Source organism: Roseateles sp. P2_H4 (assembly GCF_056403315.1).
Genome location: NZ_JBFUFR010000001.1, coordinates 321,528 through 343,025, shown reverse-complemented (window position 1 = coordinate 343,025; position 21,498 = coordinate 321,528). Strand labels below are relative to the sequence as shown.

Below are 21,498 nucleotides of genomic sequence, written 5' to 3'. Positions count from 1 at the left end.
CGCTGGCGCAGCCCCGCCGCGGCCAGCACCGTCGGCGGGCCGGAGGCCAGCGCCGATGCCAGCCGCGCATCGCCCTCGCGCGGTCCGGAGAAGACGATGTCGATGACGACGAGGCGGGCGCCGGCCTGGCCGAGGTAGTCCAGCATCAGCGCATGAACCTCGCGCGAGTACGGCCACTCGCCCAGCGGCTCGCGCAGCGCGCGCAAGGACGCGTCGTCGATGTCGACCACGACGCTGGTGGGTGCAGCCGCAGGCGGCGCCGCGGCGCGCACCAGCAGGTCGCCGATGGCGCGGTCGATGCGCGGCTGGGCGCCGGTCAGGCTCAGCAATGCCCAGAGCAGCAGGGCTGCGGGCAGGGCGAGCCAGGGCCAGCGTTTCAAGGCAGCGGTTTCACAGCAACGGCACCAGCAGCAGCGGCAGCAACCAGAGCCAGCGCGGATAGGCCTGCTCGATCATCTGCGTCTGGCCCCAGGGGCTGGCCGCGCCGGTGGCGTTGAAGGCCCGGGCGCGCAGGAAGTATTTGCCCGGCGAGGGCTTGGGCAGCGTGACCTCGGCCTTGTCGGTCGCGAAGCGCTGCACGTCGGCCCCGTCGAAGGCCTCGTTCTTGCTCCACTCCAGCTCATAGCGCGCGACGCCGGCGTCGGCGCGCCAGCGCAGCTTGAGCTCGTCGCCACTGACCTCGGGCTCGGCCGGCGGCGGCGCGGGCGGCGGCGGCACGAGGAAGAAGCGCTGCGCGTCGCTGAAGGGCCCGACGCGCCCCCCTGCCTCCACCGCCGCGATGCGCCAGTGGTATTCGCCGTAGGGCAGGTCGAGCTGATTGCCGTTGTCGTCCAGCGGCGGCGTGTCGAGCACGACGTCGCGGAACGCGGCGTCACGCGCCACCTGCAGTCGCACGCGAGGCGCCGCGGTGTTGCGCGCCCAGACCACGATGACAGTGCCATTGCTGCTGCCGCTGCCGCTGTAGACCACGGCGTTGGGCGGCGGCGCCTGGATGAAGGGCGGCTCGGGCCGCGCCTGCAGGCGGATGTTCACGTCAGCCGCGGCGCCCTCCTGGCCGCGCGCGTCGATGGCACGCACGCGCAGCGTGTAGTCGCCGTCGGCCAGTTCGCGGGCCTCGGGCCAGGTCGCCGCCGGTTCGCCGAACTTGCCATCCAGCAGCAGGCGATCGAAGTCGCCCTGCACAAAGAGCTGGGCGCGCCAGGTGGCGGCGCCTGCCGGGCCGCCGACCCAGGCCAGATGCAGGGGCAGCCTTTCCGCCACGGGGGTCAGGCCGCCCAGGTCGGGCGCCGGCAGCAGCGGCGCGACCGAGCGTGCCGCACCTTCGGCCAACAGGCCCTGGCCGCTGGCCACGTCGGGGCCGAGGCCATCGGCGTGCACGRCGCCGGACAGCACCTGCATGCGGCTGGCGCCAGCGGCCGTCTGCACGCGGAACTCGGTGCCGCGCACGCCCAGGTTCACGTGGGGTGTGCGCACTTCGTAAAGGGGCACGCGCTGGGCGTTGGGCGCGACGCGGCTGTCCGCGCCGCCCTGCTGCACGCCGATGCGCACGGCGGGGATGGCGCCGCGGCCGAGCACCAGCAGCTGTTCCAGCGTGATGTCGCTTTCCGGCGGAATCAGCAGCCGCGAGCCGTCGGCGAAGCGCAGGCTGGCGCTGGACTGGGCACCGGTCCTGATCCGGTCACCGCTCTGCAGCGTGGCGCCCGCCAGCAGTGCCTCGCTGGCGCTGCCGCGCTGGCGCGTGACCTGGCCGCGCGCGAACACGGCCTCGGCGACGCTGGCCTCGCGCTTTAGCCATGCCACGGGCATGCGCAGCGTCGAGCCGGGCATGAGGCGCAGCGGGTCAGGCACGCGGTTGAGCTTTTGCAGGTCGCGCCAGGTCTTGGGCGGCGCCAGCCAGGCATCGGTCAGCGTGATCAGGGTGTCACCCGGCTGGATGCGGTAGCGCCAGTCCGCATCGACCGCGTCGGTCTGCGCCCTCGCCCAGGCACAGGCAAGCAGCAGACTCATGGCGAGCCAGATTCTCATTGCACTCATCGGCGCCTCCCCTTCCCTCGCAGGAGCTTGGATCCTAGCGATGACTGAGAATGCCGAACACAGGAGGAGTACGCGCAATGCTCACGATTTCGGGCTTCGTCGGCTGGCTGCGCCGCCACCGGATCGCCTGCTTCAGCATCATGGTGCTGAGCTTCATCGCCTTCGGGCTGCTGACGCTGGACCTGGTGCGGCTGGTGAGCGCCAACGCGGCCCTGCTGTCGGAGTACGGCTGGCAAGGGCTGCAGGACGGCGGCCTGCGGCAGTTGCTGGAGCTGCTGGGCTCGACCCTGGCGGCGATGGCGGCCTGGCTGTTGTTCAAGGTCTGCGAGACAGTGCTTGTGCAGGCCTGGACCCGTTAGACCTGGCCCAGCGCCTCTTGCAGCTGGCCACGCAGCCGACGCAGCTTCTGCAGTTCCTGGTCCGGCGCCTGCAGGGCCGGCCACAGCAGGGCGACGAGGTCGCGGGCGCTCATCTCCACATCGATCTGGCGGCCGGTGATGACCACCTCCCACAGCATGTGCTCCATCGGCCCGAAGACGAGGGAGCGCAGCAGGCGCAGCGGGATGTCGCGCCTGACCTCGCCGGCCTCCTGGCCGCGGGACAGCAGGTCCATCAGCGGCGCGGTGTAGCGGCGCTGCAGCTCGACAAAGCCTTCGCCCAGATCCTGGCCCTTGGTGCGCCCCTCCGACAGCACCAGCGCACACAGCCCCGTGCCCTGGATCAGGAAGAGGCGCAGATGCGTCAGCACGACGAACTCGAGCTGCTCGCGCACCGAAGCCTCACGCGGCAGGCCGGCTCGAATAGCGTCGATGATCTCGTCATACCAGTCCTGGATGACGCGCATGCAGAGCTCGCGCTTGCCGCGGAAATAGGTGAAGACGGTGGCTTCCGAGATGGCCAGGCGCTGGGCGATCTCGGTCGTCGTGGCGCGCTCGTAGCCGCGCTCGGCAAACACCTCGCGGCCGACGCGCAGGATGTCGCGCACGCGCTGCTCGGCCTTGGGGCCGGCGGGGGATCTGCGCTGAGGCACTGCGGTGGCGGCGGTCGTCATCGAGGCCGCATTCTGCGCAATTCTTGAGTAATACTCAAGTCGGCATTGCATCCGTGTTCACCCTGGATTATTCTGGCGGACCTTACGCGGCTCACAAGGCCGCTCACACTAAGTTGAGCCTTGCTTAATCCTGGATTCGGCAGCGCTCGCCGGGAGACACCATGCCGGTTTTGAACACCCAGCTCAACCCCCGCTCGGCCGACTTCAAGGCCAATGCCGAGGCCATGCGCGGCCACCTCGACGACCTGAACGCCAAGCTGGCGCAGATCGCGCTGGGCGGTGGCGACGCCGCGCGCGCCAAGCACACCGCGCGCGGCAAGCTGCTGCCGCGCGACCGCGTCGAGATGCTGCTGGACCCGGGCACGCCCTTCCTGGAGCTGGCGCCGCTGGCCGGCCTGAACCTGTATGACAACGCCGCGCCGGGCGGCGGCGTCATCGCCGGCATCGGCCGCGTGTCGGGCGTCGACTGCGTCATCGTCTGCAACGACGCGACCGTGAAGGGCGGCACCTACTACCCCATCACCGTCAAGAAGCATCTGCGCGCCCAGGAGATCGCCCAGCAGAACCGCCTGCCCTGCATCTACCTGGTGGACAGCGGCGGCGCCAACCTGCCCAACCAGGACGAGGTCTTCCCCGACCGCGACCACTTCGGCCGCATCTTCTTCAACCAGGCCAATCTGAGCGCCGAAGGCATCCCGCAGATCGCCGTCGTGATGGGCTCCTGCACGGCCGGCGGCGCCTATGTGCCGGCGATGAGCGACGAGACCATCATCGTCAAGAACCAGGGCACCATCTTCCTGGGCGGCCCGCCGCTGGTGAAGGCCGCCACCGGCGAGGTCGTCACGGCCGAGGACCTGGGCGGCGGTGATGTGCACACCCGCCTGTCGGGCGTGGCCGACCACCTCGCCAACAACGACACGCATGCGCTGGCCATTGCGCGCCAGTCGGTCGCGCGGCTGAACTGGTCGAAGGCGAATCCGCTGGCGATGCAGGAGCCCAAGGCTCCCGCCCACGACCCGGCCGAACTGCACGGCGTCATCCCCACCGACACGCGCAAGCCCTTCGACATCCGCGAGATCATTGCCCGCATCGTCGACGGCTCGGAGTTCGACGAATTCAAGGCCCGCTACGGCGCCACGCTGGTCTGCGGCTTCGCCCACATCGAGGGCATGCCGGTCGGCATCGTCGCCAACAACGGCATCCTGTTCGCCGAGAGCGCCAACAAGGGCGCCCACTTCATCGAGCTGTGCTGCCAGCGCAAGATCCCGCTGGTCTTCCTGCAGAACATCACCGGCTTCATGGTCGGCCGCAAATACGAGAACGACGGCATCGCCCGCGCCGGCGCCAAGATGGTGACGGCCGTGGCCTGCGCCCAGGTGCCCAAGTTCACCGTCATCATTGGTGGCAGCTTCGGCGCCGGCAACTACGGCATGTGCGGCCGCGCCTACAGCCCGCGCTTCCTGTGGATGTGGCCGAACGCGCGCATCTCGGTGATGGGCGGCGAGCAGGCCGCCAGCGTGTTGTCGACCATCCGCCGCGATGCCATCGAGGCCAAGGGCGGCGCCTGGAGCGCCGACGAGGAAGAAGCCTTCAAGGCACCGCTGCGCCAGCAGTACGAGGACCAGGGCCATCCTTACTACGCGTCGGCACGCCTGTGGGACGACGGCGTCATCGACCCGGCCGACACGCGCCGCGTGCTGGCGCTGGGGCTGTCGGCGTCGCTGAACGCACCGATTCCCGAGACCAGGTTCGGCGTGTTCCGGATGTGATGGCGATGCATCTGCCTTCCTGGTCTCGCCTGGCCCCTGTGCTGGCAGCCGCTGCGCTGGGGCTCGGCCAGCCCGCCATGGCCCGCAACGACGCCATCATCCATCCCATCGCGCCGGTGCTGAACGCGGATGGGCGCGCCCTGATGGGCGATCTGCATGTCGCCTTCGGTGCCTCGACAGCGGGCGAGGGCACAGCCCTCACCGCGGGCGTCGAAGTGCACGGCATTGGCTCGACCCAGGACATCGGCTACCGCAAGCCGACCGACGCCGAGGTCTGCGATCGCGCGCTGCTCGATGCGCTGAACAAGCTCGCGCTCGCCGCCCGCAAGGCCGGCGCCAACGGCATCGTCGGCATCGTCTCCCACTACCAGGGCCGCAGCTTGGACGATCCGAACCACGTCGAGTGCCGCGCCGGCACCATCAAGTCGCATGTGCTGCTGAAAGCCAATCTCGTGCGCCTTGGCACCGCCCAGACAGCAACCCCATGAGCCATGCCTGACATCAGCATCCGCCCCCTGTCCGCCGCCGACTGCCTGCAGACGCTGACCCATCTGCTGCATGCGTCCTACGCCAGCCTGGCCGCCCAGGGCTGGAACTTCACCGCGGTGGATCAGAGCGTGGAAGTCACGCGAGACCGTCTGGCCGGCGCCCAGGGCTTTGTCGCCGAGCTGGGCGGCCGGCTCGTGGGCACCGTTGCCGTGCGCGGCCCCAAGCCTGCCGATGAGGCCTATATCGCCGACCCGCCCCCGCCGCTGTACACCCGGCCCGGCACCGCCATCTTGTCGCAGCTGGCGGTCCACCCCGATTGCCGTGGCCAAGGCCTGGCCGAGCAACTCATTGCGGCAGCCGAAGCCTGGGCCCAGGCCGAGGGCCACCAACAGATCGCGCTGGATACGGCCGAGCCCGCCCTCGCCCTGCGCGCCCGCTATGCCCGCCGCGGCTATGCCGAGGTCGGCGCCGTGCAGTGGCAGGGCAAGACCTACCGTTCCGTGCTGATGTGCAAGCCGCTGGCCGCGGCCCAACCCGAGCCGACCTCCCCATGAGCAGCTGCCTGACCGTCACGACCGCGGGCCATGTCGCCCGCGTCACGCTGAACCGCCCCGAAGTCCGTAACGCCTTCAACGAGGTGTTGATCAAGGAGCTGACCGAGGCCTTCACCGAACTGGGCCGGCGCGACGACCTGCGCGCCATCGTGCTGGCCGCCGAGGGCAAGGCCTTCTGCGCCGGTGCCGACCTGAACTGGATGAAGGCCATGGCCGGCTACTCCTGGGACGAGAACCATGCCGACGCCACCAAGCTGGCCGAGATGCTTTGGGCGATCTATTCCTGCCCGGTGCCGGTGATTGCGCGCGTGCAGGGCGACGTCTATGCCGGTGGCGTGGGCCTGGTGGCCTGCGCCGACATCGTCGTCGCGGTGGATGCCGCGGGCTTCTGCCTCAGCGAGGCCAAGCTGGGCCTGCTGCCGGCCACCATCGGCCCCTATGTCGTCAAGGCCCTGGGCGAGCAGGCGTCGCGGCGCTATTTCGTGACGGCCGAGCGCTTTGCTGCCGCCGAGGCCAAGACGCTGGGCCTCGTGCACGAGGTCGTCGCGGCCGATGCGCTGGACAGCAAGGTCGATGAACTCGTCGCCGCCGTCGCCGCCAACGGCCCCGCCGCCGCGCGCGCCTGCAAGCAACTCGTCAAGGACGTGGCCAGCCGCGAGATCACACCCGCGCTGCGCGACATGACCGCGCGCCGCATCGCCGACATCCGCGCCAGCGCCGAAGGGCGTGAAGGGGTGCAGAGCTTCCTCAACAAGGCCAAGCCGAGTTGGCTGGCAGGCTGAGACCCCTTGATGAACGCAGTTTCGTCAGCGCCGGCAGAGCCGAGAAGCCTTGAAAAAAAGCGCGAAAGCCTGGACGCGCAGAAGGTGCTTCGTCTGCTAGCCAAAGGCCTGGCGCCGCTCGCCTTCACGCGAACCAAGCCGTCCTTCTTTACGCGCCCTGGCGAACTGGTTGTGGAGTTTGTCCATATCCACAAGTACACCTTCGGGCCGATGTTTCGCATGCACCTCGGAATTCGCGTGTTGAACGACACGAAAAAAGACGGCATGCACCTGAACGGTCCGCAAATAGACGGTTGCCTGGACGCTGCCGCTTCGCGCTACACGGCCCGATTCGAATACGGTCAGGACGCCGAATCCATCGCCGCGTGCGCGGCACTCATGACCGAGGTCATTCACCTGCAGGCCGAACCATGGTTTGCATCGATGCGCCCGGCGCACCAGCTTCTGGACTCGCCGGAGTCTCCGCTTCGATCACAAAGCAAGGACGCCCTGCGCGCGGCCCTGTCGGGCACCTTCAACGCTGAGGCCATCGCGAGATCGCGCAGCAGACTCGGCTTGAGCGCATGAAGCTCGACGCCCTCCAGCTGCTCGCCCTGGCCGCCGCACTCGGTTGGGCCAGCGGGCTGCGCCTGTATCTGACGGTGCTGCTCGTCGGCATCGCCGGGCATTGGGGCTGGATCGCGCTGCCGCCGAGCCTGCTAGTGCTGGCCTCGCCGCTGGTGATGGGCGCCGCCGCGGTGCTGGCCTTCATCGAATTCCTGGCCGACAAGATTCCTCTTGTCGACAGCGCCTGGGATGCATTGCACACCCTGATCCGCATTCCCGCCGGCGCGGCGCTGGTGGCCGGCCTCGTCAGCGGTTGGGCGGGCGACCATGGCCAGGCCTGGGGCATCGTCGCGGCGCTGCTGGGCGGCGGCCTCGCGGCCACGGCACACACCGCCAAGGCCAGCACGCGCGCGGCGGCCAACACCTCACCCGAGCCCTTCTCCAACATCGGCCTGTCGCTGCTGGGCGATGTGGCCGTGCCCGCGATGCTTTGGCTCGCGGTGGCCCATCCCTTCGTCTTTTTCCCGCTGCTGGCCCTGGCGCTCATCGTCATGGGCGCACTGATCTGGCTGTGCTTCAAATTCCTGCGCGCTCTGATTCAACGCGTGCGCCAACTGTCTCCCGCATGACCTCCTCCCTCGCCATCCGCAGCCGCGCCGCCGTCTGGCACCCCTGCACGCAGATGGCGCGTCTCGTCGACGTACCGCCCCTGCCCATCGCGCGTGGCGACGGCCCCTGGCTGTTCGATACCGACGGCCGGCGCTATTTCGATGCGAATTCCTCCTGGTGGGTCAACCTCTTCGGCCACAGCGACAAGGCCCTGCACGATGCCATCAAGGCCCAGCTCGACACCCTGCCCCATGTGATGCTGGCCGGCTGCACGCACGAGCCCGCCGTGCGGCTGGCCGAGCGGCTGTCGGCGCGCACCGGCGGCGCGCTCGGGCATGTGTTCTTCGGCAGCGATGGCGCCAGCGCCGTCGAGATCGCGCTGAAGCAGAGCTTCCATTCGTGGAAGAACCGCGGCCTGACGACCAAGCGCGAGTTCGTCTGCCTGAAGAACAGCTATCACGGCGAGACGCTGGGCGCCTTGAGCGTGACCGACGTGCAGGTCTTCCGCGACGCCTACGACGCGCTGCTGATGCGCGCCCACATCGTCGCGTCACCCGACGCGCGCCTGGGCAACGAGGCCGAGGCGCTGGCCGCGATGCGCGCGCTGCTGGCCGAACGGCACGCCTCAATAGCCTGCGTCATCGTCGAGCCGCTGATCCAGGGCGCGGCCGGCATGGTCATGTACTCGCCGGCCTATCTGAAGGGCCTGCGCGAGTTGACGCGCGAGTTCGGCGTGCACCTGATCGCCGACGAGATCGCCGTCGGTTGTGGCCGCACGGGCACTTTCTTCGCGTGGGAACAAACCGGCGCCGATTGGCCTGACTTCATGCTGCTGTCCAAGGGCATCACCGGCGGGACCATGCCGCTGTCCCTCGTGCTGACGACGGACGACGTGTTCGCCGCCTTCTGGAGCGAGGACGTCACGCGCGGCTTCCTGCATTCGCACTCCTACACCGGCAACCCGCTGGCCTGTGCGGCCGCCAATGCGGTGCTGGACCGCTTCGACGCCGGCCAGCTCGACGCCAACCGCGCCCAGGCCGAACGCCTGACCCGCGCCTTTGCGCCTCTGGCTCAATCCACCCCGCGTGTGAAGCATCTGCGCCAACGCGGCATGATCCTGGCCTTCGATGTGCAAGAGGCGCCACCGCGCTTCGCCGAGCGCTTCCACCTCGCGGCGCGCGCACACGAACTGCTGATCCGACCGATCGGCGGCACCGTCTACCTGATGCCCCCTTATTTGATCGACGACGCGACCGCGGCCTTCCTGGCCCAGGCCGTGACGGCGACCTTGAACGATGTCCTTGCTTGATCATCTGAGCGCCAAGCTCGCCACCATCTCGGCGCAGAGCCTGACGCGCAAACTGCGTACCGCCGACAACGGCACCGCGCCCCGCCAAAGCATCAACGGCCGCGAGCTGCTGATGTTCTGCTCCAACGACTACCTGGGCCTGGCTGCGGAGCCTGCGATTGCCGACGCCATCTCTGAAGGCGCCCGCCTGTGGGGCGGCGGCTCCGGCGCCTCGCCCCTCGTCAGCGGCCACAGCGCCGCACACGAGGCCGTCAGCGAGACGCTGGCGCGTTGGTACGCGCCGCACATCCCGCAGGCCCGCGCCATCGGTTTCTGCACCGGCTATATGGCGAATCTCGCCGTCGTCACCGCCCTGGGCGATGAGCACACCGAGATCTTCTCGGAGCAGCTCAACCACGCCTCGCTGATCGACGCGGCCCGCCTGGCCAAGGCCAAGGTGACGCGCTATGGCCATGCCGACGTGGCCGGCCTGCGCGCCTTGCTGGCGGCCAGCACGGCCCAGGTGAGGCTCATCGTCACCGACGCCGTCTTCAGCATGGACGGCGACCTGGCGCCGCTGCCCGAGCTGCTCGCTCTCGCGAACGAATTCGACGCCTGGCTCATCGTCGACGACGCCCACGGCTTCGGCGTGCTGGGCGACAAGGGCCGCGGCTCGCTCGAGCACTTCGGCCTGCACAGCGAGCGCCTCATCCTGGTCGGCACGCTGGGCAAGGCCGCCGGCCTCGCGGGCGCCTTTGTGGCGGCCCACGCCACCATCGTCGACTACCTGCTGCAGGCCGCGCGCAACTTCATCTTCTCGACCGCCTCGCCGCCGGCCATCGAGCACGCGCTGCTGACCAGCTTCGAGCTGATCGAAGGCCCGCTCGGCGCCACGCGCCGCGCCAACCTCGTCGCGCTGCAAGCCCAGCTGCGAACAGGCCTGATCGCGCTGATAGCCCGCCATCCGCGCCTGGGCTGGTCACTCACTGACGCGGCAACGCCCATCCAGCCCCTCATCGTCGGCGGCAATGCCGAGGTCATGGCGCTGGCTGCGGAGCTGGAGGCCGCCGGCCTGCGTGTGCCCGGCATCCGCCCGCCCACGGTCGCGGCGGGCACGGCGCGCCTGCGCATCACGCTGTGCGCGACGCACAGCGCAGTCGACGTGGACGCGCTGCTGCAAGCGCTGGAGCGCGCCGCCCTCACTGGCGACGCACGGCAGGACGCTCACATGGACGAAAGCTTGGCGAAGGCCTTCTCGTATGCAGGTTGAGTCTTGATCGCGCCATCCATGGCCCGCTTGGCCTTCATGTACGCAGCCTGGATGGGCTTGAGGTCGTCCTTGCCGACCTTGATGTCGCCCTTGGTCAGCTTGGCCAATTCCTTCAGGGCGACGTCGAGTTCGTCGGTGAAGCCCTTCATGATCGCGTTGATGCGCGCGAAATCGGTCAGCTTGGCCACCATCGCCGGGTCACCGGCGCCCAGCTTGATCGCGCCCTCGGCACCCTGTTCCAGGTCGGTGACGAGTTTCACGAAGGCCGTGATGCCGGCGATGAAGCCTTTCTCTGCGACCGGGTCCAGCGTGGCCTTGTACTTGTTGAGGTCGATGCGCAGCGCCGCGATGCCGGCCTTGATCTTGCCCAGTTCGGGCGTCTTGCTCTTCATCGCGGCTTCAAGGCTTTTGATGAGGGGCTCGAAGCCCATCTTGCCGCCGGGCTTCTTGCCACCACGGGCCTTCTCGGCGTCCACCTTGATCTTCTGCCAGACGGAAACGAGCGTCGCGCCCTTGTCGAAAATGCCCATGCTGACTCCTGTTGCTGATTGCAGCCGCTGGTTCGGCCGACGGCACAACCGCCACGGCCACCTGCGCTTGTGTGGCCGCCAGGGCCCAATAAGTTCCCCATCCCGCTGACATGAGCCGCGCCTACTTCATCACCGGCACCGACACCGAGATCGGCAAGACCTTCGTCACCGCCGCGCTGACCCGCGCGCTGTCGGCGCGTGGCCTGCGCGTCGCGCCCATCAAGTCGCTGGCGGCTGGCCAGGAACTCGTCGACGGCCGCTGGGTCAACGAGGACGTCGCCACGCTGCTCGCGGCGCAGAACCTGGGCCTGAGCGACACCGAAGTCGGTCCGCTGCAGTTCCGCGAACCCTGCGCGCCGCACATCGCCGCCAGGCTCGAGGGCGGCGTGATCGACCGCGACGCCTTGTTGACGGCCATCCGCACAACCGCGGGGAAAGCCGACATCGCCCTCGTTGAAGGCGTCGGCGGCTTTCGCGTGCCGCTGACCGACAGCTGGGACACCGCCGACCTCGCCGTCGACCTGGGCCTGCCCGTCATCCTCGTCGTCGGCCTGCGCCTGGGTTGCATCAACCATGCGCTGCTGACGGCTGAAGCCATCCGCGCCCGCGGCCTGACGCTGGCCGCCTGGGTCGCCAACACGGTAGACCCGCAGCAACCCCATGTCGCCGACAATCTGGCGGCCCTGCAAGCCGGCCTGAAGGCGCCCTGCCTTGGCCATCTGCCCCGACTTTCCGACCCGCTGGCAGCCCCTGCCAGTCTCGACATCTCTGCACTGATCTCCGCATGAACCAGATCCAGACCCTCACCCCGACCACCGACGCTGACCGCCGCCAGGCCAAGCCCTGGACCGTGGCCGAGATCGCCGCGCTGTTCGAGCTGCCCTTCAACGACCTGCTGTTCCGCGCCCAGCAGGTGCACCGCGAGCATTTCGATGCGAATGCCGTGCAGCTGTCCACGCTGCTGTCCATCAAGACCGGCGGCTGCGAGGAAGACTGCGCCTACTGCCCGCAGTCGGCCCATTTCGACACCGGGCTCAAGGCCGAGAAGCTGATCCCGCTTCAGGAGGTCATGGAAGCCGCCCGCGCCGCCAAGCAGAACGGCGCGACGCGCTTCTGCATGGGCGCTGCCTGGCGCTCGCCGAAGCCGCGCCACCTGGAGGCCATCGGCGAGATGATTGCCGAGGTCAAGGCCCTGGGCCTGGAGACCTGCCTGACGGCCGGCATGCTGGAAGACGGCCAGGCCGAACAGCTGAAAACTGCCGGCCTCGACTACTACAACCACAACCTCGACACCGCGCCCGAGTTCTACGGCCAAATCATCACGACGCGCACCTACCAGGACCGCCTGGACACGCTGGAGCGCGTTCGCCAGCAGGGGCTCAAGGTCTGCTCGGGCGGCATCGTCGGCATGGGCGAGACGCGCCGCCAGCGCGCCGGCCTGATCGCCCAGCTCGCCAACCTCGACCCCTACCCCGAGAGCGTGCCCATCAACAACCTCGTGCAGGTCGAAGGCACGCCGCTGGCCGGCACCGCGCCGCTGGACCCGCTGGAATTCATCCGCACCATCGCCGTCGCCCGCATCACCATGCCGCGCGCCATGGTGCGCCTGTCCGCCGGCCGCGAGGAGATGCCGGAGACGATGCAGGCTCTCTGTTTCCTCGCCGGTGCCAACTCGATGTTCTATGGCGACAAGCTGCTGACGACGAGCAACCCGCAGGCCGAGAAGGACCGCGAGCTGCTGGCGCGCCTGGGCATGCGCTGCTCGACCGAGGCCGAGCTGACGCCGTCCGACGCTGCCGCCAAGGTGCAGGTCTGCACGCACTGACATGAAGACCGTTCTGCTGCTCATCGCCACGCTGGCCCTGTCCGGCTGCGCCTTCGTCTACGACCAGGTGCAGGACATCGCGCAGACCCAGTGCGCCAGCAACGGCAGCAACGCCCAGGACCGCCGCGCCTGCGAAAAGCGCAACGCGCCGGTCTATGACGACTACGAGGCGCGGCGCAAGCGCATGCAGCAAGGCCAGCCTGGCTGAGACCCTGCCCGCCTCATCACCGCCAGCGACCCTGGCACCGCCTGAACACCGTGTAGAAGGTTCACGAGACCGGAGACAAGAAGAAATGTTCAAGAAGATCCTGATCGCCAACCGAGGTGAAATCGCCTGCCGCGTTGCGGCCACCGCACGCCGCCTCGGTATCCAGACCGTTGCCGTCTACTCCGACGCCGATCGCGACGCGCAGCACGTCAGCGCCTGCGACGAAGCCGTTCACATCGGCGGTCCGGCGCCGCGCGACTCCTATCTGCAGTGGCAGCGCATCCTCGAGGCCGCCAAGGCCACCGGCGCGCAGGCCGTCCATCCCGGCTATGGCTTCTTGAGTGAGAACGAAGCGTTCGCGCAAGCCTGCGCCGACGCTGGCCTGGTCTTCATCGGTCCGCCGCCGAGCGCCATCCTCGCGATGGGCCTGAAGGCCGAATCCAAGCGCCTGATGGAAGCGGCGAATGTGCCGCTGGTGCCGGGCTATCACGGCGCCGACCAGGACCCCGCCCTGCTCAAGCGTGAAGCCGACCGCATCGGCTACCCGGTGCTGATCAAGGCCAGCGCCGGCGGCGGCGGCAAGGGCATGCGTGCCGTCTACAACGCGGACGAATTCGACGCGTCCCTCGCTTCCTGCAAGCGCGAGGCCATCAACAGCTTCGGCGACGACGCGGTGCTGATCGAGCGCTATGTGCAGAAGCCCCGCCACATCGAGATCCAGGTCTTCGGTGATTCGCAGGGCGACTGCGTCTACCTGTTCGAGCGCGACTGCTCCGTGCAGCGCCGCCACCAGAAGGTGCTGGAAGAAGCCCCGGCCCCCGGCATGACGCCCGAGCGCCGCGCCCAGATGGGCGAGGCCGCCGTCGCGGCCGCCAAGGCGGTCGGCTATGTCGGTGCCGGCACGGTCGAGTTCATCGCCGAGCAGGATGGCCGCTTCTATTTCATGGAGATGAACACGCGGCTGCAGGTCGAACACCCGGTCACCGAGGCCATCACGGGCCAGGACCTGGTGGAGTGGCAATTGCGCGTGGCCTCGGGCGAGCCGCTGCCGCTCAAGCAATCGGAGCTGCGCATGCATGGCCATGCCATCGAGGCCCGCATCTGCGCCGAGAACCCCGACGGCGGCTTCCTGCCCGCCACCGGCTCGCTGGACGTGGCCCGCTGGCCGGCCCATGTGGCCTTCCAGCGCGGCAATGTCCGCATCGACGCCGGCGTGCGCGAGGGCGATGCCATCAGCCCCTACTACGACTCGATGATCGCCAAGCTCATCGTCTGGGGCGAGGACCGCGCCCAGGCGTTGGCCCGCCTGGACCTGGCGCTGCGCGACACCCATATCGTCGGCCTGCAGACCAATGTCGCCTTCCTGCGCCGCTGCGCCGCCACCGCGTCGTTCTCGAACGCCGACCTGGACACCGGCCTGATCGAACGCGAGAAGGCGGTGCTGTTCGACCAGCCCGGCCTGGCGCTGCGCGTCAGCGCGGCTGCCGTCGTCGCCCACACGCTGGCGGTCGAAGGCGCGACCCAGGGCCGCGACCCCTGGAGCGCCCGCGACGGCTGGCGCATGTTCGGCTCGGCCACGCGCCGCTTCGACCTCGAGACCGGCGGCAGCCATCACGAGGTGCTGCTGTCGCGCCATCATCGCGGCGGCATGACGCTGACGGTGGAGGGCGAAGCCATCGAGTTCGCCGTGCAGTCGGCCGACGCCGAGACGCATGAACTCTTCCTCGGCACGGAGCGTGTCGCTGTGAAGACCTATGCCCAGGGTGAGCGCGTCGCCGTGTTCGCGGCGAATGGCTCAGCCGTGCTGACCGAAGTGGACGTTATCGCCCACGCCGGCGACTCGCCCAGCGAAGGCGGCCGACTGACCGCGCCCATGCCCGGCAAGCTGGTGGCCTTCCTCGCCAAGGCCGGCGACACCGTCACCAAGGGCCAGCCCCTGGCCGTCATGGAGGCGATGAAGATGGAGCACACCATCTCGTCACCGCGCGACGGCAAGGTGGCGGAGCTGCTGTTCGCCGTGGGCGACCAAGTGGGTGATGGCGCCGAGCTGCTGAAGCTGGAGGCTTGAAGACCATGGCCCTGCCCTCGCACGTCAAGATCCTCGACGTCGGCCCGCGCGACGGGCTGCAGAACGAGAAGGAGAACGTCTCCACCGAGCACAAGGCCAAGCTGGTCTCGATGCTGCAGGACGCCGGGCTCAAGGAGATCGAGGTCACCAGCTTCGTCAGCCCGAAGTGGGTGCCGCAGATGGGTGACAACACGGCCGTGATGGCGGCCATAGCCCGCCGCGCCGGGGTGCGCTATTCGGTGCTGGTGCCCAACCTCAAGGGCCTGGAGCCGGCGCTGGCGACCCAGCCCGACGAGATCCTCGTCTTCACGGCGGCCAGCGAGGCCTTCACGCAGAAGAACATCAATTGCTCCATCGCCGAGAGCCTGGAGCGCTTCGCGCCAGTGATTGAAGGCGCGCATGCAGCCGGCATCAAGGTGCGCGCGGCGCTGTCCTGCTCGCTCGGCTGCCCTTATGAGGGCGAGATCACCGCCGACCAGGTCGAGGCCGTCGTGAAGCCGCTGCGCGAGCTGGGCGTGGACGCCATCGACATCGCCGACACCATCGGCGTCGGCACGCCGCGCAAGGTGCAGGCGGCGATGGAGAGGGCGTTGAAGCACTTCCCGCTGGCCGAGGTGTCGGGCCATTTCCACGACACCTACGGCCAGGCGCTGACCAATATCTACGCCAGCATGGAGCTGGGCCTGTACAGCTTCCACGCCAGCGTGGCCGGCCTGGGCGGCTGCCCCTATGCCAAGGGGGCGACGGGCAATGTCGCGACGGAGGACGTCGTCTTCATGCTGAACGGCCTCGGCATTGAAACCGGCATCGACCTCGACCGGCTCGTCGATGCAGGCGCCTTCATCTCGAACGTGCTGGGCCGCCCGCCGGTGTCGCGCGTGGCGCGGGCGGTGCTCGCCAAGCGCGCCGGGTAAAACTGAAACAGGCTTTCACCCCGATGGCAACGGGCCTGGCGGCCCGTGACGTTCGTTTACACCGGCGCTCCCGTGTCGGTTGTCACGGTCCGCCTTACGGAAAACTTACCCACCGGCGACCGACCCCGGCTGTAATCGCCCCCGTCATAAATACAAGGACGTTGGGTTGGCCGGGGCGCATTGGAGACGATGCGGGCCACTCACGGTAGGCCATGAACTTTCAGCCTCTGAGTCTGCACAAGACCCGCTTTCATGCGGGCAAGCCCACGCCGTTCGGCATCTTCGACGGCAGCGGGCGCCTGCTGCTGGCACGCGGCCATCAATTCGAGAGCGTCGATCAGCTCGAGAAGCTGATCGAACGCGAAGCGACGGTGGACGTGCGCGAATTCGACGATACGGCGCGCCGGATCGCCAACGCGCGGCGCGACCAGCTGCCGGCGTATTGGGACGAAAGCATGGGCGAGGTCGGGCGGCTGCTGCGCGCCAGCCCGACGAGCGACTTCACGCAGTCACTCGACCAGGCCTCCCGTCCCTTGATGGCCCTCATCGAGCGCGACCCCGACCTGGCCATCCTGCAGGCGGTGCGGGCCGAGGCCGTCGAAGGCGGCCCGACCGCCTATGCCAGCCGGCATGCCGTGCACACGGCCACCGCCGCCTGCCTGGCGGCGAGCCGGCTGGGCTGGTCGACAGCGCAGAAGCAATGCGTGCTGCGCACCGCGCTGACGATGAACATCGCCATGGCGGAGCTGCAGAACAAGCTGGTGACCCAGGTGTCGCCGGTCACGCCGCTGCAGCGCGCCGAGATCGAGTCCCACCCCGAGCGCAGCGCGGCCATGCTGGAGATGGCCGGCGTGACGGACACCGACTGGCTGGAGGCGGTGCGCCAGCACCATGAAGAGCACGACGGCACGGGCTATCCGCATCGTCCGGCCCAGGTCAACGCGGTGGCGCAGCTGGTGCACAGCGCCGACTGCTTCACCGCCAAGCTCAGCCCGCGCCTGAAACGCCCGCCCCTGCTGGCCGATGCCGCGGCGCGGCTGCAATACCAATGCGCCAAGGGCGATCCGCTGACCGCCGCCCTCATCAAGGAGTTCGGCCTCTACCCGCCGGGCTGCACGGTGCGCTTGAAGTCCGGCGAAGTGGGCATGGTGATGAAGCGCGGCGAAAGCGCCAGCACGCCTCTCGTGGCCGTGCTGACGGACCGCCAGGGCAATCTGCGCATCGAACCGGCCAAACGCGACACGGCCAAACCGGAGTTCGGCATCGCGGCCGTGGTGCCGCTAGCAGGGTTGAAAGTACGTGTCGGCCTGGAGAAGTTGATCCAGGCCGTGCCTGACTAAGCCCTCAGCTCCCACAAGACATTGACGATGCGCCAGCGGCCCTCAACCTGGGCCATGTGCATGTAGTCGATCCAGGCCTCGGCATCGACGCGCACGCTGGCGGTGCGGCCGAAGACGTCGAGGATCTTCACGTCGGCGCGCTTGCCGGTTTCGGGCTTGTGGCTGCGCGTGTACTGCACCAGCGTCATCGCGCCCATGTTCTGCAGCTCGCCGCGGCCGTCGGGCAGGCGCTTGACGATGCGCTTGGCCAGCTCAGGATGCAGTGAGCGCTCCATGCGTGCCGCGTCGCCGGCATACCAGCCCTCGATGTAGTCGCGCGCGCAGGCCTCGATGGCGGCGGCCTCAGGTTCGGCGGCACTCGCCGCCGTGGCAGCCGCGGCCAGGGCCGCGCTGCTCATGAAGATGCGTCTTTGCAAGATGGGCTCCGTCCGGGATGGCGAACGGCGCGCAGCATCGCAGCAAGCAGGGCTGCGCGGAAGTGACTTCCGGCTAGCCGAGCTTGTCCAAGGCATTCTCGATCTGCCCCCGCTCATGATCACCCAAGCCGCGGCCGGCGCGGCGCAGGCGCTCGACGAGGCTGGCGTCGACCGGTTTGGCCTGGCCGAGCTTCTCCGCCACGCGCAGCAGCACCTGCAGGCGCTCGAAGCCGCCCTCCATGCTCTCGGCGCTGGTGAGAACGCGCTCCAGGCCCGCGGGGCCCAGCTTGGGCCGGTCCAGCAGGCGGTTCAGGGCCTCGCGCCGTTCGAAGCCACCTGAGATGCCGCCGGCGGCGCGGGCATAGGCATCGACCAGTTCGGTCTCATCGCCCTGCATGCGTTGTGCGACGGCGCCCAGGGCCTCGCGCTTCTCGAAGTCGCCCTGGATGCGCGTCGCGGCCTGCACGGCAGCGGCGAGTACGGCGGGCTGGGGCGTGACGGACACCTGCTTGTCGATGGCCGAGCGCAATTCGAAGTCGCCACCGATACGGTCCAGCGCCGCGGTCCAGGCGGCCAGCACGGCAGGGCTGTCGAGCAGCCTGGGGGCCAGCGCGCCCAGCGCCTCGCGGCGCTCGAAGTCGCCGTCGATGCCGGCCGCGGCGGCCAGCCAGCTCAGTTGCTGCGGCTCGGCCAGCGGCTGGCGGGCGATGGCGCTGAGGGCCTCGCGACGCTCGAAGGCGCCCTGCAGGCCCGCGGATGCGGCGATGAGACGGTCCAGGGTCGCCGCGGGCATCGGCGCGCCGAGCCCGAGCGCGGCCTCGATGCGGCGACGGCGCTGGAAGTCCTCCTGGGCGCGCTCGACGTCGGCGATCACGGCGTCGATGCCGCCCTTGGCGAACAGCTTGCGGGCCCTCACCTGGGGGTCGGTCAGGCTCTCGGCCATGCGCTGCACGGCCTTGGCCCACCACTGGCGGCCGGCCTCGTCCATGGGCAGGCTGTGGCCGCCGACGCGGTACTCACGCTCGATGCGGCCCTCGCCCATGGACTTGAGCACCATCTCGCGCGTCAGCCCACCCTCGCGCTCCTTGACGGTCAGCGTGCCGGTCAGCGTCTGCACCTCGTCCTCGGCGTCGTTGAAGGCCGCCTTGCCATCCAAGGTCACCGCAAAGCTGCCGCCCGGATAGCGGCTGTAGATGCGCGTGCCGCGTACCGAGAAGGCCATGCTGTCGCCCAGGCCACCGAGGTCGAAGCGGTCCAGCAGACTGCGCCCGTCGGTGTGGCTGACGACGACGGCCGGCATCGCGACGAGGGCGGCCAGGATCACGGCCACCAGGCCCCAACGCAGGCCGCGGCGCTCGCGAGGCGTCTCGTCATCGCCCTTCAGCAGGCGGCGCACGCGGGCGAACAATGGCGAGCCCGCACTGGCGGCGCCACAGGCCAGGGCCGGGCCGTGCCGGCCGCCCTGGGCCTTCAGCGCCTCGGCGCAGCGCAGCAGGCTTTGCGCCAGCGCCAGGCGCTGGCCCGAGGGCGCCGCGGCGGCGGCGTCGCAGGCCAGCTCGGCCAGCAGATCCAGGCGCTGCAGCGCGACGCGGTTCAGCGCCTGCGGCCACAGCAAGGCCTTCATGACGGCGGCCAGCAGGCGCCAGGCCGGGTCGCCACGGCGCAGATGGGCCAATTCGTGGCCAAGCACGGCGCGGGCTTCGTCGTCGGGCAGGTCCAGACACCAAGCGGGCAGGCAGAGCACGCGCCCTGGCGCCAGCAAGGGGCTGGCCCAGCCCGGGCGGGCATGGCGCAGTGCCGGCAGGGGCAGGCCGAGGTCGGCCGCGAGGCGGCCCGCCAGCGCACGCCAACGCACATCGGCCAGTGCGGGCAGGCGCCGCACGGCGCGGCGCAGCCAGGCCCATTGCAGGGCGAGGCCCAACAGCATCAGCACGGCGCCGGCCAGCCACAGCGCCACGAAGCCGACGGCGACGTCATGGGCCTTGGGCGCCAGCGGGGTCGCGATCGGCAAGGCGCCGAGCTGGGCGCTGGGCCGTGCCGCCAGCGGCGCTTCGACGACGACCGACTGGACATCGGCCGGCGTCTGCACGCGATCACGCGCGGGCTCATGCGCAACGAAAGTGGCTGGCGCGACATCGGCCGGCGCGGCTTGCGGCAGCGCAGGCAGCAGCGGCAGGCTGGCGCTGACCAGGCCACCCAGCAGGGCCAGGCGCCACAGCGTCTCCTGCGTGGACGTGGCCAGGCGGGCCAACAGCTGCGCGCGCTCGGCGGCCCACAAGGCGCCGATCAACAGGCTGCTGTGCAGCAGATAGCTGCACAGCCAGGTCAGCAGCACATCGGTCATCGCGCATCTCCCTTGCGTTGTTTCAGCAGTGCCTGCAGTTCGGCCAGCTCCTTGGCATCGACGCCGCGGGCGTCCAGCAGATGGCTGACGAGGGCGCTGGCACGGCCGGCGAACAGGCTGTCGACCAGGCTGCCGACCATGGAGCGCTGCACATCAGCCTGGGTCACCAGCGCTTGGTAGAGCAGCGCCCGGCCCTCACGGCGGCTGCTCAGCAGGCCGCGCTTCTCGAGCCGGGTCAGCAAGGTCGCCACCGTCGTGTGCGCCAGGTCGCGCTCGCCACGCAGAGCCTCGGCCACCTCCGCCGTGCTGGCCTCGCCGCGTGCCCAGAGCACGCGCATGAGGCTCAGTTGCAGATCACTCAGCGAGACCTCGCCCGCGCCGATTTCCTCGTCCATGACATTCTTCTACAGTTGTCGTACTACAAATGTAGAAGATTCAATCGTCGGCTGGCAAGTGCCTTTCGGCAGGGGTCAGGCCCCGGGGTTGCGCAGGCGCTGGCTGAACCACCACAGATGGCCGTCGGGGTCGATACAGCCATAGCTGCGGTCGGTCCAGTATTCAGGGCCGTAGTCGTTGTTGGTCAGCTCATAGGTCACGCGGGCGCCGGCGGCCTGGGCCTGCGCGCAGTGGGCATCCGCATCGTCCACATAGAGGAACAGGCTCTGGGTGTTGGCGCCGCCAGCGGCCTTGGGCGAACGCAGCGGCGCACCGAAGCGCACCTCGCGCTCGGCACTGCCCTCCGCCACCATCAGGATGGCCTCGCCGTAGCGCAGCTCGCTGTGCATGACGCTGCCGTCGGGGTCGTCCACGACGATGACGACCTCGAAGCCGAAGGCCTTCTGGTACCAGGCGATGGCTTCGCGCGCGTTCTCGCAGTAGATGGCCGAGGACAGGCGCGGCCAGCCGGGTGGGGTGGGTTTCATCGCGGTCTCGCAGGAGCTTGGGTGCGGTTCAATCCTCGCATTCCGACTGCCGTGTCGCCACACCATGAAACGAATCGCCGCCTGCACCCTCGCCCTGCTCTGTGCCTTCAGCGCACACGCCCAGGAGGCCGCGCCCGCCTATGACGCCGCCAAGGCCCAGGCCTGGGGCGCCAACGACCAGGGCCTGCGCCCCTATGTCCTCGTGCTGCTGAAGACCGGCCCCAAGCGCATGCCCGACGGCCCCGAGCGCGACGCGATGTTCAAGGGCCATTTCGCCAATATGCAGCGCCTGGCCAAGGAAGGCTTGCTCGTCTATGCGGGCCCGCTGGATGGCCAGAACGAGCTGCGCGGCTTGTTCATCTTCGCCACCAAGGACCCCGACGTCGCCCGCAAGGCCGTCGACACCGATCCCGTCATCATCAATGGCGAGATGGTGGCCGATGTGCACCGCCACTTCGGTTCGGCGGCGCTGATGGCGGTCAACGACTGGCATACCAAGCTGATCAAGCCCAAGCCCTGAGCCAGGCCATAAGCCGCT

At 69.2% G+C, this 21,498-nt stretch carries 24 protein-coding genes; 16 read left to right on the top strand and 8 right to left on the bottom strand.

What is annotated here, in order from left to right:
* Together AC1DW3_RS01640 and AC1DW3_RS01635 are read right to left on the bottom strand one after the other, a co-directional pair.
* Positions 1-380, bottom strand: a 380-nt coding sequence (locus tag AC1DW3_RS01640) for a CHASE2 domain-containing protein (RefSeq protein ID WP_477928036.1), incomplete at its 3' end; no start/stop codon positions are given.
* A 10-nt stretch (positions 381-390) separates the two neighbouring features.
* Positions 391-2,007, bottom strand: coding sequence for a FecR domain-containing protein (locus AC1DW3_RS01635; RefSeq protein WP_477928034.1), 1,617 nt, complete (start codon positions 2,005-2,007; stop codon positions 391-393).
* A 104-nt stretch (positions 2,008-2,111) separates the two neighbouring features.
* Between AC1DW3_RS01635 and AC1DW3_RS01630 the strand changes: the two genes are divergently transcribed.
* Entirely contained in the window at positions 2,112-2,393 is a 282-nt protein-coding gene (locus AC1DW3_RS01630; RefSeq protein WP_477928033.1) for a hypothetical protein, read from the top strand.
* Here the strand turns inward: AC1DW3_RS01630 and AC1DW3_RS01625 are convergent.
* Positions 2,390-3,085, bottom strand: a complete 696-nt coding sequence (locus tag AC1DW3_RS01625) for a TetR/AcrR family transcriptional regulator (RefSeq protein WP_477928031.1) — start codon at positions 3,083-3,085, stop codon at positions 2,390-2,392. The two genes, AC1DW3_RS01630 and AC1DW3_RS01625, sit on opposite strands and share 4 nt — an antisense overlap.
* Positions 3,086-3,246: 161 nt before the next feature.
* Here AC1DW3_RS01625 and AC1DW3_RS01620 point away from each other — a divergent pair, with 161 nt between their 5' ends.
* Genes AC1DW3_RS01620 through bioF form a run of 8 tightly spaced genes read left to right on the top strand, consistent with a single transcriptional unit; the run spans position 3,247 to position 10,392 of the window.
* Positions 3,247-4,854, top strand: a complete 1,608-nt coding sequence (locus AC1DW3_RS01620; protein ID WP_477928029.1) for a carboxyl transferase domain-containing protein — start codon at positions 3,247-3,249, stop codon at positions 4,852-4,854.
* Between the two features lie 5 nt (positions 4,855-4,859).
* Positions 4,860-5,342, top strand: coding sequence for a hypothetical protein (locus AC1DW3_RS01615; RefSeq protein ID WP_477928027.1), 483 nt, complete (start codon positions 4,860-4,862; stop codon positions 5,340-5,342).
* Between the two features lie 3 nt (positions 5,343-5,345).
* On the top strand, positions 5,346-5,897 hold the full coding sequence (locus tag AC1DW3_RS01610) for a GNAT family N-acetyltransferase (RefSeq protein ID WP_477928025.1): 552 nt from the start codon (positions 5,346-5,348) through the stop codon (positions 5,895-5,897).
* Complete coding sequence (locus AC1DW3_RS01605; protein WP_477928023.1) at positions 5,894-6,679, top strand: enoyl-CoA hydratase/isomerase family protein; 786 nt, start codon at positions 5,894-5,896, stop codon at positions 6,677-6,679. Before AC1DW3_RS01610 ends, AC1DW3_RS01605 begins: the two co-directional genes overlap by 4 nt.
* Positions 6,680-6,688: 9 nt before the next feature.
* Positions 6,689-7,246 carry a hypothetical protein gene (locus AC1DW3_RS01600; RefSeq protein WP_477928021.1) on the top strand — a complete coding sequence of 186 codons (558 nt, stop codon included), beginning with the start codon at positions 6,689-6,691 and terminating at the stop codon, positions 7,244-7,246.
* Positions 7,243-7,854: a DUF4126 domain-containing protein gene (locus AC1DW3_RS01595; protein WP_477928019.1), complete on the top strand. Its 612-nt coding sequence runs from the start codon at positions 7,243-7,245 to the stop codon at positions 7,852-7,854. Before AC1DW3_RS01600 ends, AC1DW3_RS01595 begins: the two co-directional genes overlap by 4 nt.
* The gene (bioA, locus tag AC1DW3_RS01590) at positions 7,851-9,143 is read left to right on the top strand and encodes an adenosylmethionine--8-amino-7-oxononanoate transaminase (RefSeq protein WP_477928018.1); all 1,293 of its coding nucleotides are present in this window, start codon (positions 7,851-7,853) and stop codon (positions 9,141-9,143) included. Before AC1DW3_RS01595 ends, bioA begins: the two co-directional genes overlap by 4 nt.
* Positions 9,130-10,392 (top strand): 8-amino-7-oxononanoate synthase, encoded by a 1,263-nt coding sequence (gene bioF / locus AC1DW3_RS01585; RefSeq protein WP_477928016.1) that lies wholly within the window; start codon positions 9,130-9,132, stop codon positions 10,390-10,392. Before bioA ends, bioF begins: the two co-directional genes overlap by 14 nt.
* On the opposite strand, the gene AC1DW3_RS01580 is transcribed toward bioF, so the two are convergent.
* Positions 10,347-10,922, bottom strand: coding sequence for a hypothetical protein (locus AC1DW3_RS01580; protein WP_477928014.1), 576 nt, complete (start codon positions 10,920-10,922; stop codon positions 10,347-10,349). The two genes, bioF and AC1DW3_RS01580, sit on opposite strands and share 46 nt — an antisense overlap.
* 110 nt (positions 10,923-11,032) lie before the next feature.
* On the opposite strand from AC1DW3_RS01580, the gene bioD reads away from it, so the two are divergent.
* From bioD to AC1DW3_RS01550, 6 genes are all read left to right on the top strand, one after another.
* Positions 11,033-11,710 (top strand): dethiobiotin synthase, encoded by a 678-nt coding sequence (bioD, locus tag AC1DW3_RS01575; RefSeq protein ID WP_477928012.1) that lies wholly within the window; start codon positions 11,033-11,035, stop codon positions 11,708-11,710.
* A complete protein-coding gene (gene bioB / locus AC1DW3_RS01570; RefSeq protein ID WP_477928011.1) occupies positions 11,707-12,747 on the top strand; it encodes a biotin synthase BioB in 1,041 nt (346 codons plus the stop codon). The genes bioD and bioB overlap by 4 nt, the downstream gene beginning before the upstream one ends.
* A 1-nt stretch (position 12,748) precedes the next feature.
* The gene (locus tag AC1DW3_RS01565) at positions 12,749-12,955 is read left to right on the top strand and encodes a hypothetical protein (protein ID WP_477928009.1); all 207 of its coding nucleotides are present in this window, start codon (positions 12,749-12,751) and stop codon (positions 12,953-12,955) included.
* An 85-nt stretch (positions 12,956-13,040) separates the two neighbouring features.
* Positions 13,041-15,023, top strand: coding sequence for an acetyl/propionyl/methylcrotonyl-CoA carboxylase subunit alpha (locus tag AC1DW3_RS01560; protein WP_477928007.1), 1,983 nt, complete (start codon positions 13,041-13,043; stop codon positions 15,021-15,023).
* A gap of 5 nt (positions 15,024-15,028) precedes the next feature.
* Positions 15,029-15,937, top strand: coding sequence for a hydroxymethylglutaryl-CoA lyase (locus AC1DW3_RS01555; protein WP_477928005.1), 909 nt, complete (start codon positions 15,029-15,031; stop codon positions 15,935-15,937).
* A gap of 212 nt (positions 15,938-16,149) precedes the next feature.
* On the top strand, positions 16,150-17,277 hold the full coding sequence (locus AC1DW3_RS01550; RefSeq protein WP_477928003.1) for an HD-GYP domain-containing protein: 1,128 nt from the start codon (positions 16,150-16,152) through the stop codon (positions 17,275-17,277).
* On the opposite strand, the gene AC1DW3_RS01545 is transcribed toward AC1DW3_RS01550, so the two are convergent.
* The 4 genes from AC1DW3_RS01545 to AC1DW3_RS01530 all read right to left on the bottom strand — a co-directional run bounded on the left by AC1DW3_RS01545 (position 17,274) and on the right by AC1DW3_RS01530 (position 20,960).
* Positions 17,274-17,693, bottom strand: a complete 420-nt coding sequence (locus tag AC1DW3_RS01545) for a nuclear transport factor 2 family protein (protein WP_477928001.1) — start codon at positions 17,691-17,693, stop codon at positions 17,274-17,276. The two genes, AC1DW3_RS01550 and AC1DW3_RS01545, sit on opposite strands and share 4 nt — an antisense overlap.
* 73 nt (positions 17,694-17,766) lie before the next feature.
* Positions 17,767-20,037 carry a M56 family metallopeptidase gene (locus AC1DW3_RS01540; protein ID WP_477927999.1) on the bottom strand — a complete coding sequence of 757 codons (2,271 nt, stop codon included), beginning with the start codon at positions 20,035-20,037 and terminating at the stop codon, positions 17,767-17,769.
* Positions 20,034-20,432: a BlaI/MecI/CopY family transcriptional regulator gene (locus AC1DW3_RS01535; protein WP_477927997.1), complete on the bottom strand. Its 399-nt coding sequence runs from the start codon at positions 20,430-20,432 to the stop codon at positions 20,034-20,036. The genes AC1DW3_RS01540 and AC1DW3_RS01535 overlap by 4 nt, the downstream gene beginning before the upstream one ends.
* Positions 20,433-20,507: 75 nt before the next feature.
* Positions 20,508-20,960, bottom strand: coding sequence for a VOC family protein (locus AC1DW3_RS01530; RefSeq protein WP_477927995.1), 453 nt, complete (start codon positions 20,958-20,960; stop codon positions 20,508-20,510).
* A gap of 64 nt (positions 20,961-21,024) precedes the next feature.
* On the opposite strand from AC1DW3_RS01530, the gene AC1DW3_RS01525 reads away from it, so the two are divergent.
* A complete protein-coding gene (locus AC1DW3_RS01525) occupies positions 21,025-21,480 on the top strand; it encodes a YciI family protein (RefSeq protein WP_477927993.1) in 456 nt (151 codons plus the stop codon).
* Positions 21,481-21,498 lie beyond the last annotated feature (18 nt).

Excerpts from the sequence above, each read along its gene's own strand:
- AC1DW3_RS01630 (WP_477928033.1), top strand. The coding sequence starts at position 2,112 with ATGCTCACGATTTCGGGCTTCGTCGGCTGGCTGCGCCGCCACCGGATC.
- AC1DW3_RS01625 (WP_477928031.1), bottom strand. The coding sequence starts at position 3,085 with ATGACGACCGCCGCCACCGCAGTGCCTCAGCGCAGATCCCCCGCCGGC.
- AC1DW3_RS01620 (WP_477928029.1), top strand. The coding sequence starts at position 3,247 with ATGCCGGTTTTGAACACCCAGCTCAACCCCCGCTCGGCCGACTTCAAG.
- AC1DW3_RS01615 (WP_477928027.1), top strand. The coding sequence starts at position 4,860 with ATGCATCTGCCTTCCTGGTCTCGCCTGGCCCCTGTGCTGGCAGCCGCT.
- AC1DW3_RS01610 (WP_477928025.1), top strand. The coding sequence starts at position 5,346 with ATGCCTGACATCAGCATCCGCCCCCTGTCCGCCGCCGACTGCCTGCAG.
- AC1DW3_RS01605 (WP_477928023.1), top strand. The coding sequence starts at position 5,894 with ATGAGCAGCTGCCTGACCGTCACGACCGCGGGCCATGTCGCCCGCGTC.
- AC1DW3_RS01600 (WP_477928021.1), top strand. The coding sequence starts at position 6,689 with ATGAACGCAGTTTCGTCAGCGCCGGCAGAGCCGAGAAGCCTTGAAAAA.
- AC1DW3_RS01595 (WP_477928019.1), top strand. The coding sequence starts at position 7,243 with ATGAAGCTCGACGCCCTCCAGCTGCTCGCCCTGGCCGCCGCACTCGGT.
- bioA (WP_477928018.1), top strand. The coding sequence starts at position 7,851 with ATGACCTCCTCCCTCGCCATCCGCAGCCGCGCCGCCGTCTGGCACCCC.
- bioF (WP_477928016.1), top strand. The coding sequence starts at position 9,130 with ATGTCCTTGCTTGATCATCTGAGCGCCAAGCTCGCCACCATCTCGGCG.
- AC1DW3_RS01580 (WP_477928014.1), bottom strand. The coding sequence starts at position 10,922 with ATGGGCATTTTCGACAAGGGCGCGACGCTCGTTTCCGTCTGGCAGAAG.
- bioD (WP_477928012.1), top strand. The coding sequence starts at position 11,033 with ATGAGCCGCGCCTACTTCATCACCGGCACCGACACCGAGATCGGCAAG.
- bioB (WP_477928011.1), top strand. The coding sequence starts at position 11,707 with ATGAACCAGATCCAGACCCTCACCCCGACCACCGACGCTGACCGCCGC.
- AC1DW3_RS01565 (WP_477928009.1), top strand. The coding sequence starts at position 12,749 with ATGAAGACCGTTCTGCTGCTCATCGCCACGCTGGCCCTGTCCGGCTGC.
- AC1DW3_RS01560 (WP_477928007.1), top strand. The coding sequence starts at position 13,041 with ATGTTCAAGAAGATCCTGATCGCCAACCGAGGTGAAATCGCCTGCCGC.
- AC1DW3_RS01555 (WP_477928005.1), top strand. The coding sequence starts at position 15,029 with ATGGCCCTGCCCTCGCACGTCAAGATCCTCGACGTCGGCCCGCGCGAC.
- AC1DW3_RS01550 (WP_477928003.1), top strand. The coding sequence starts at position 16,150 with ATGAACTTTCAGCCTCTGAGTCTGCACAAGACCCGCTTTCATGCGGGC.
- AC1DW3_RS01540 (WP_477927999.1), bottom strand. The coding sequence starts at position 20,037 with ATGACCGATGTGCTGCTGACCTGGCTGTGCAGCTATCTGCTGCACAGC.
- AC1DW3_RS01535 (WP_477927997.1), bottom strand. The coding sequence starts at position 20,432 with ATGGACGAGGAAATCGGCGCGGGCGAGGTCTCGCTGAGTGATCTGCAA.
- AC1DW3_RS01530 (WP_477927995.1), bottom strand. The coding sequence starts at position 20,960 with ATGAAACCCACCCCACCCGGCTGGCCGCGCCTGTCCTCGGCCATCTAC.
- AC1DW3_RS01525 (WP_477927993.1), top strand. The coding sequence starts at position 21,025 with ATGAAACGAATCGCCGCCTGCACCCTCGCCCTGCTCTGTGCCTTCAGC.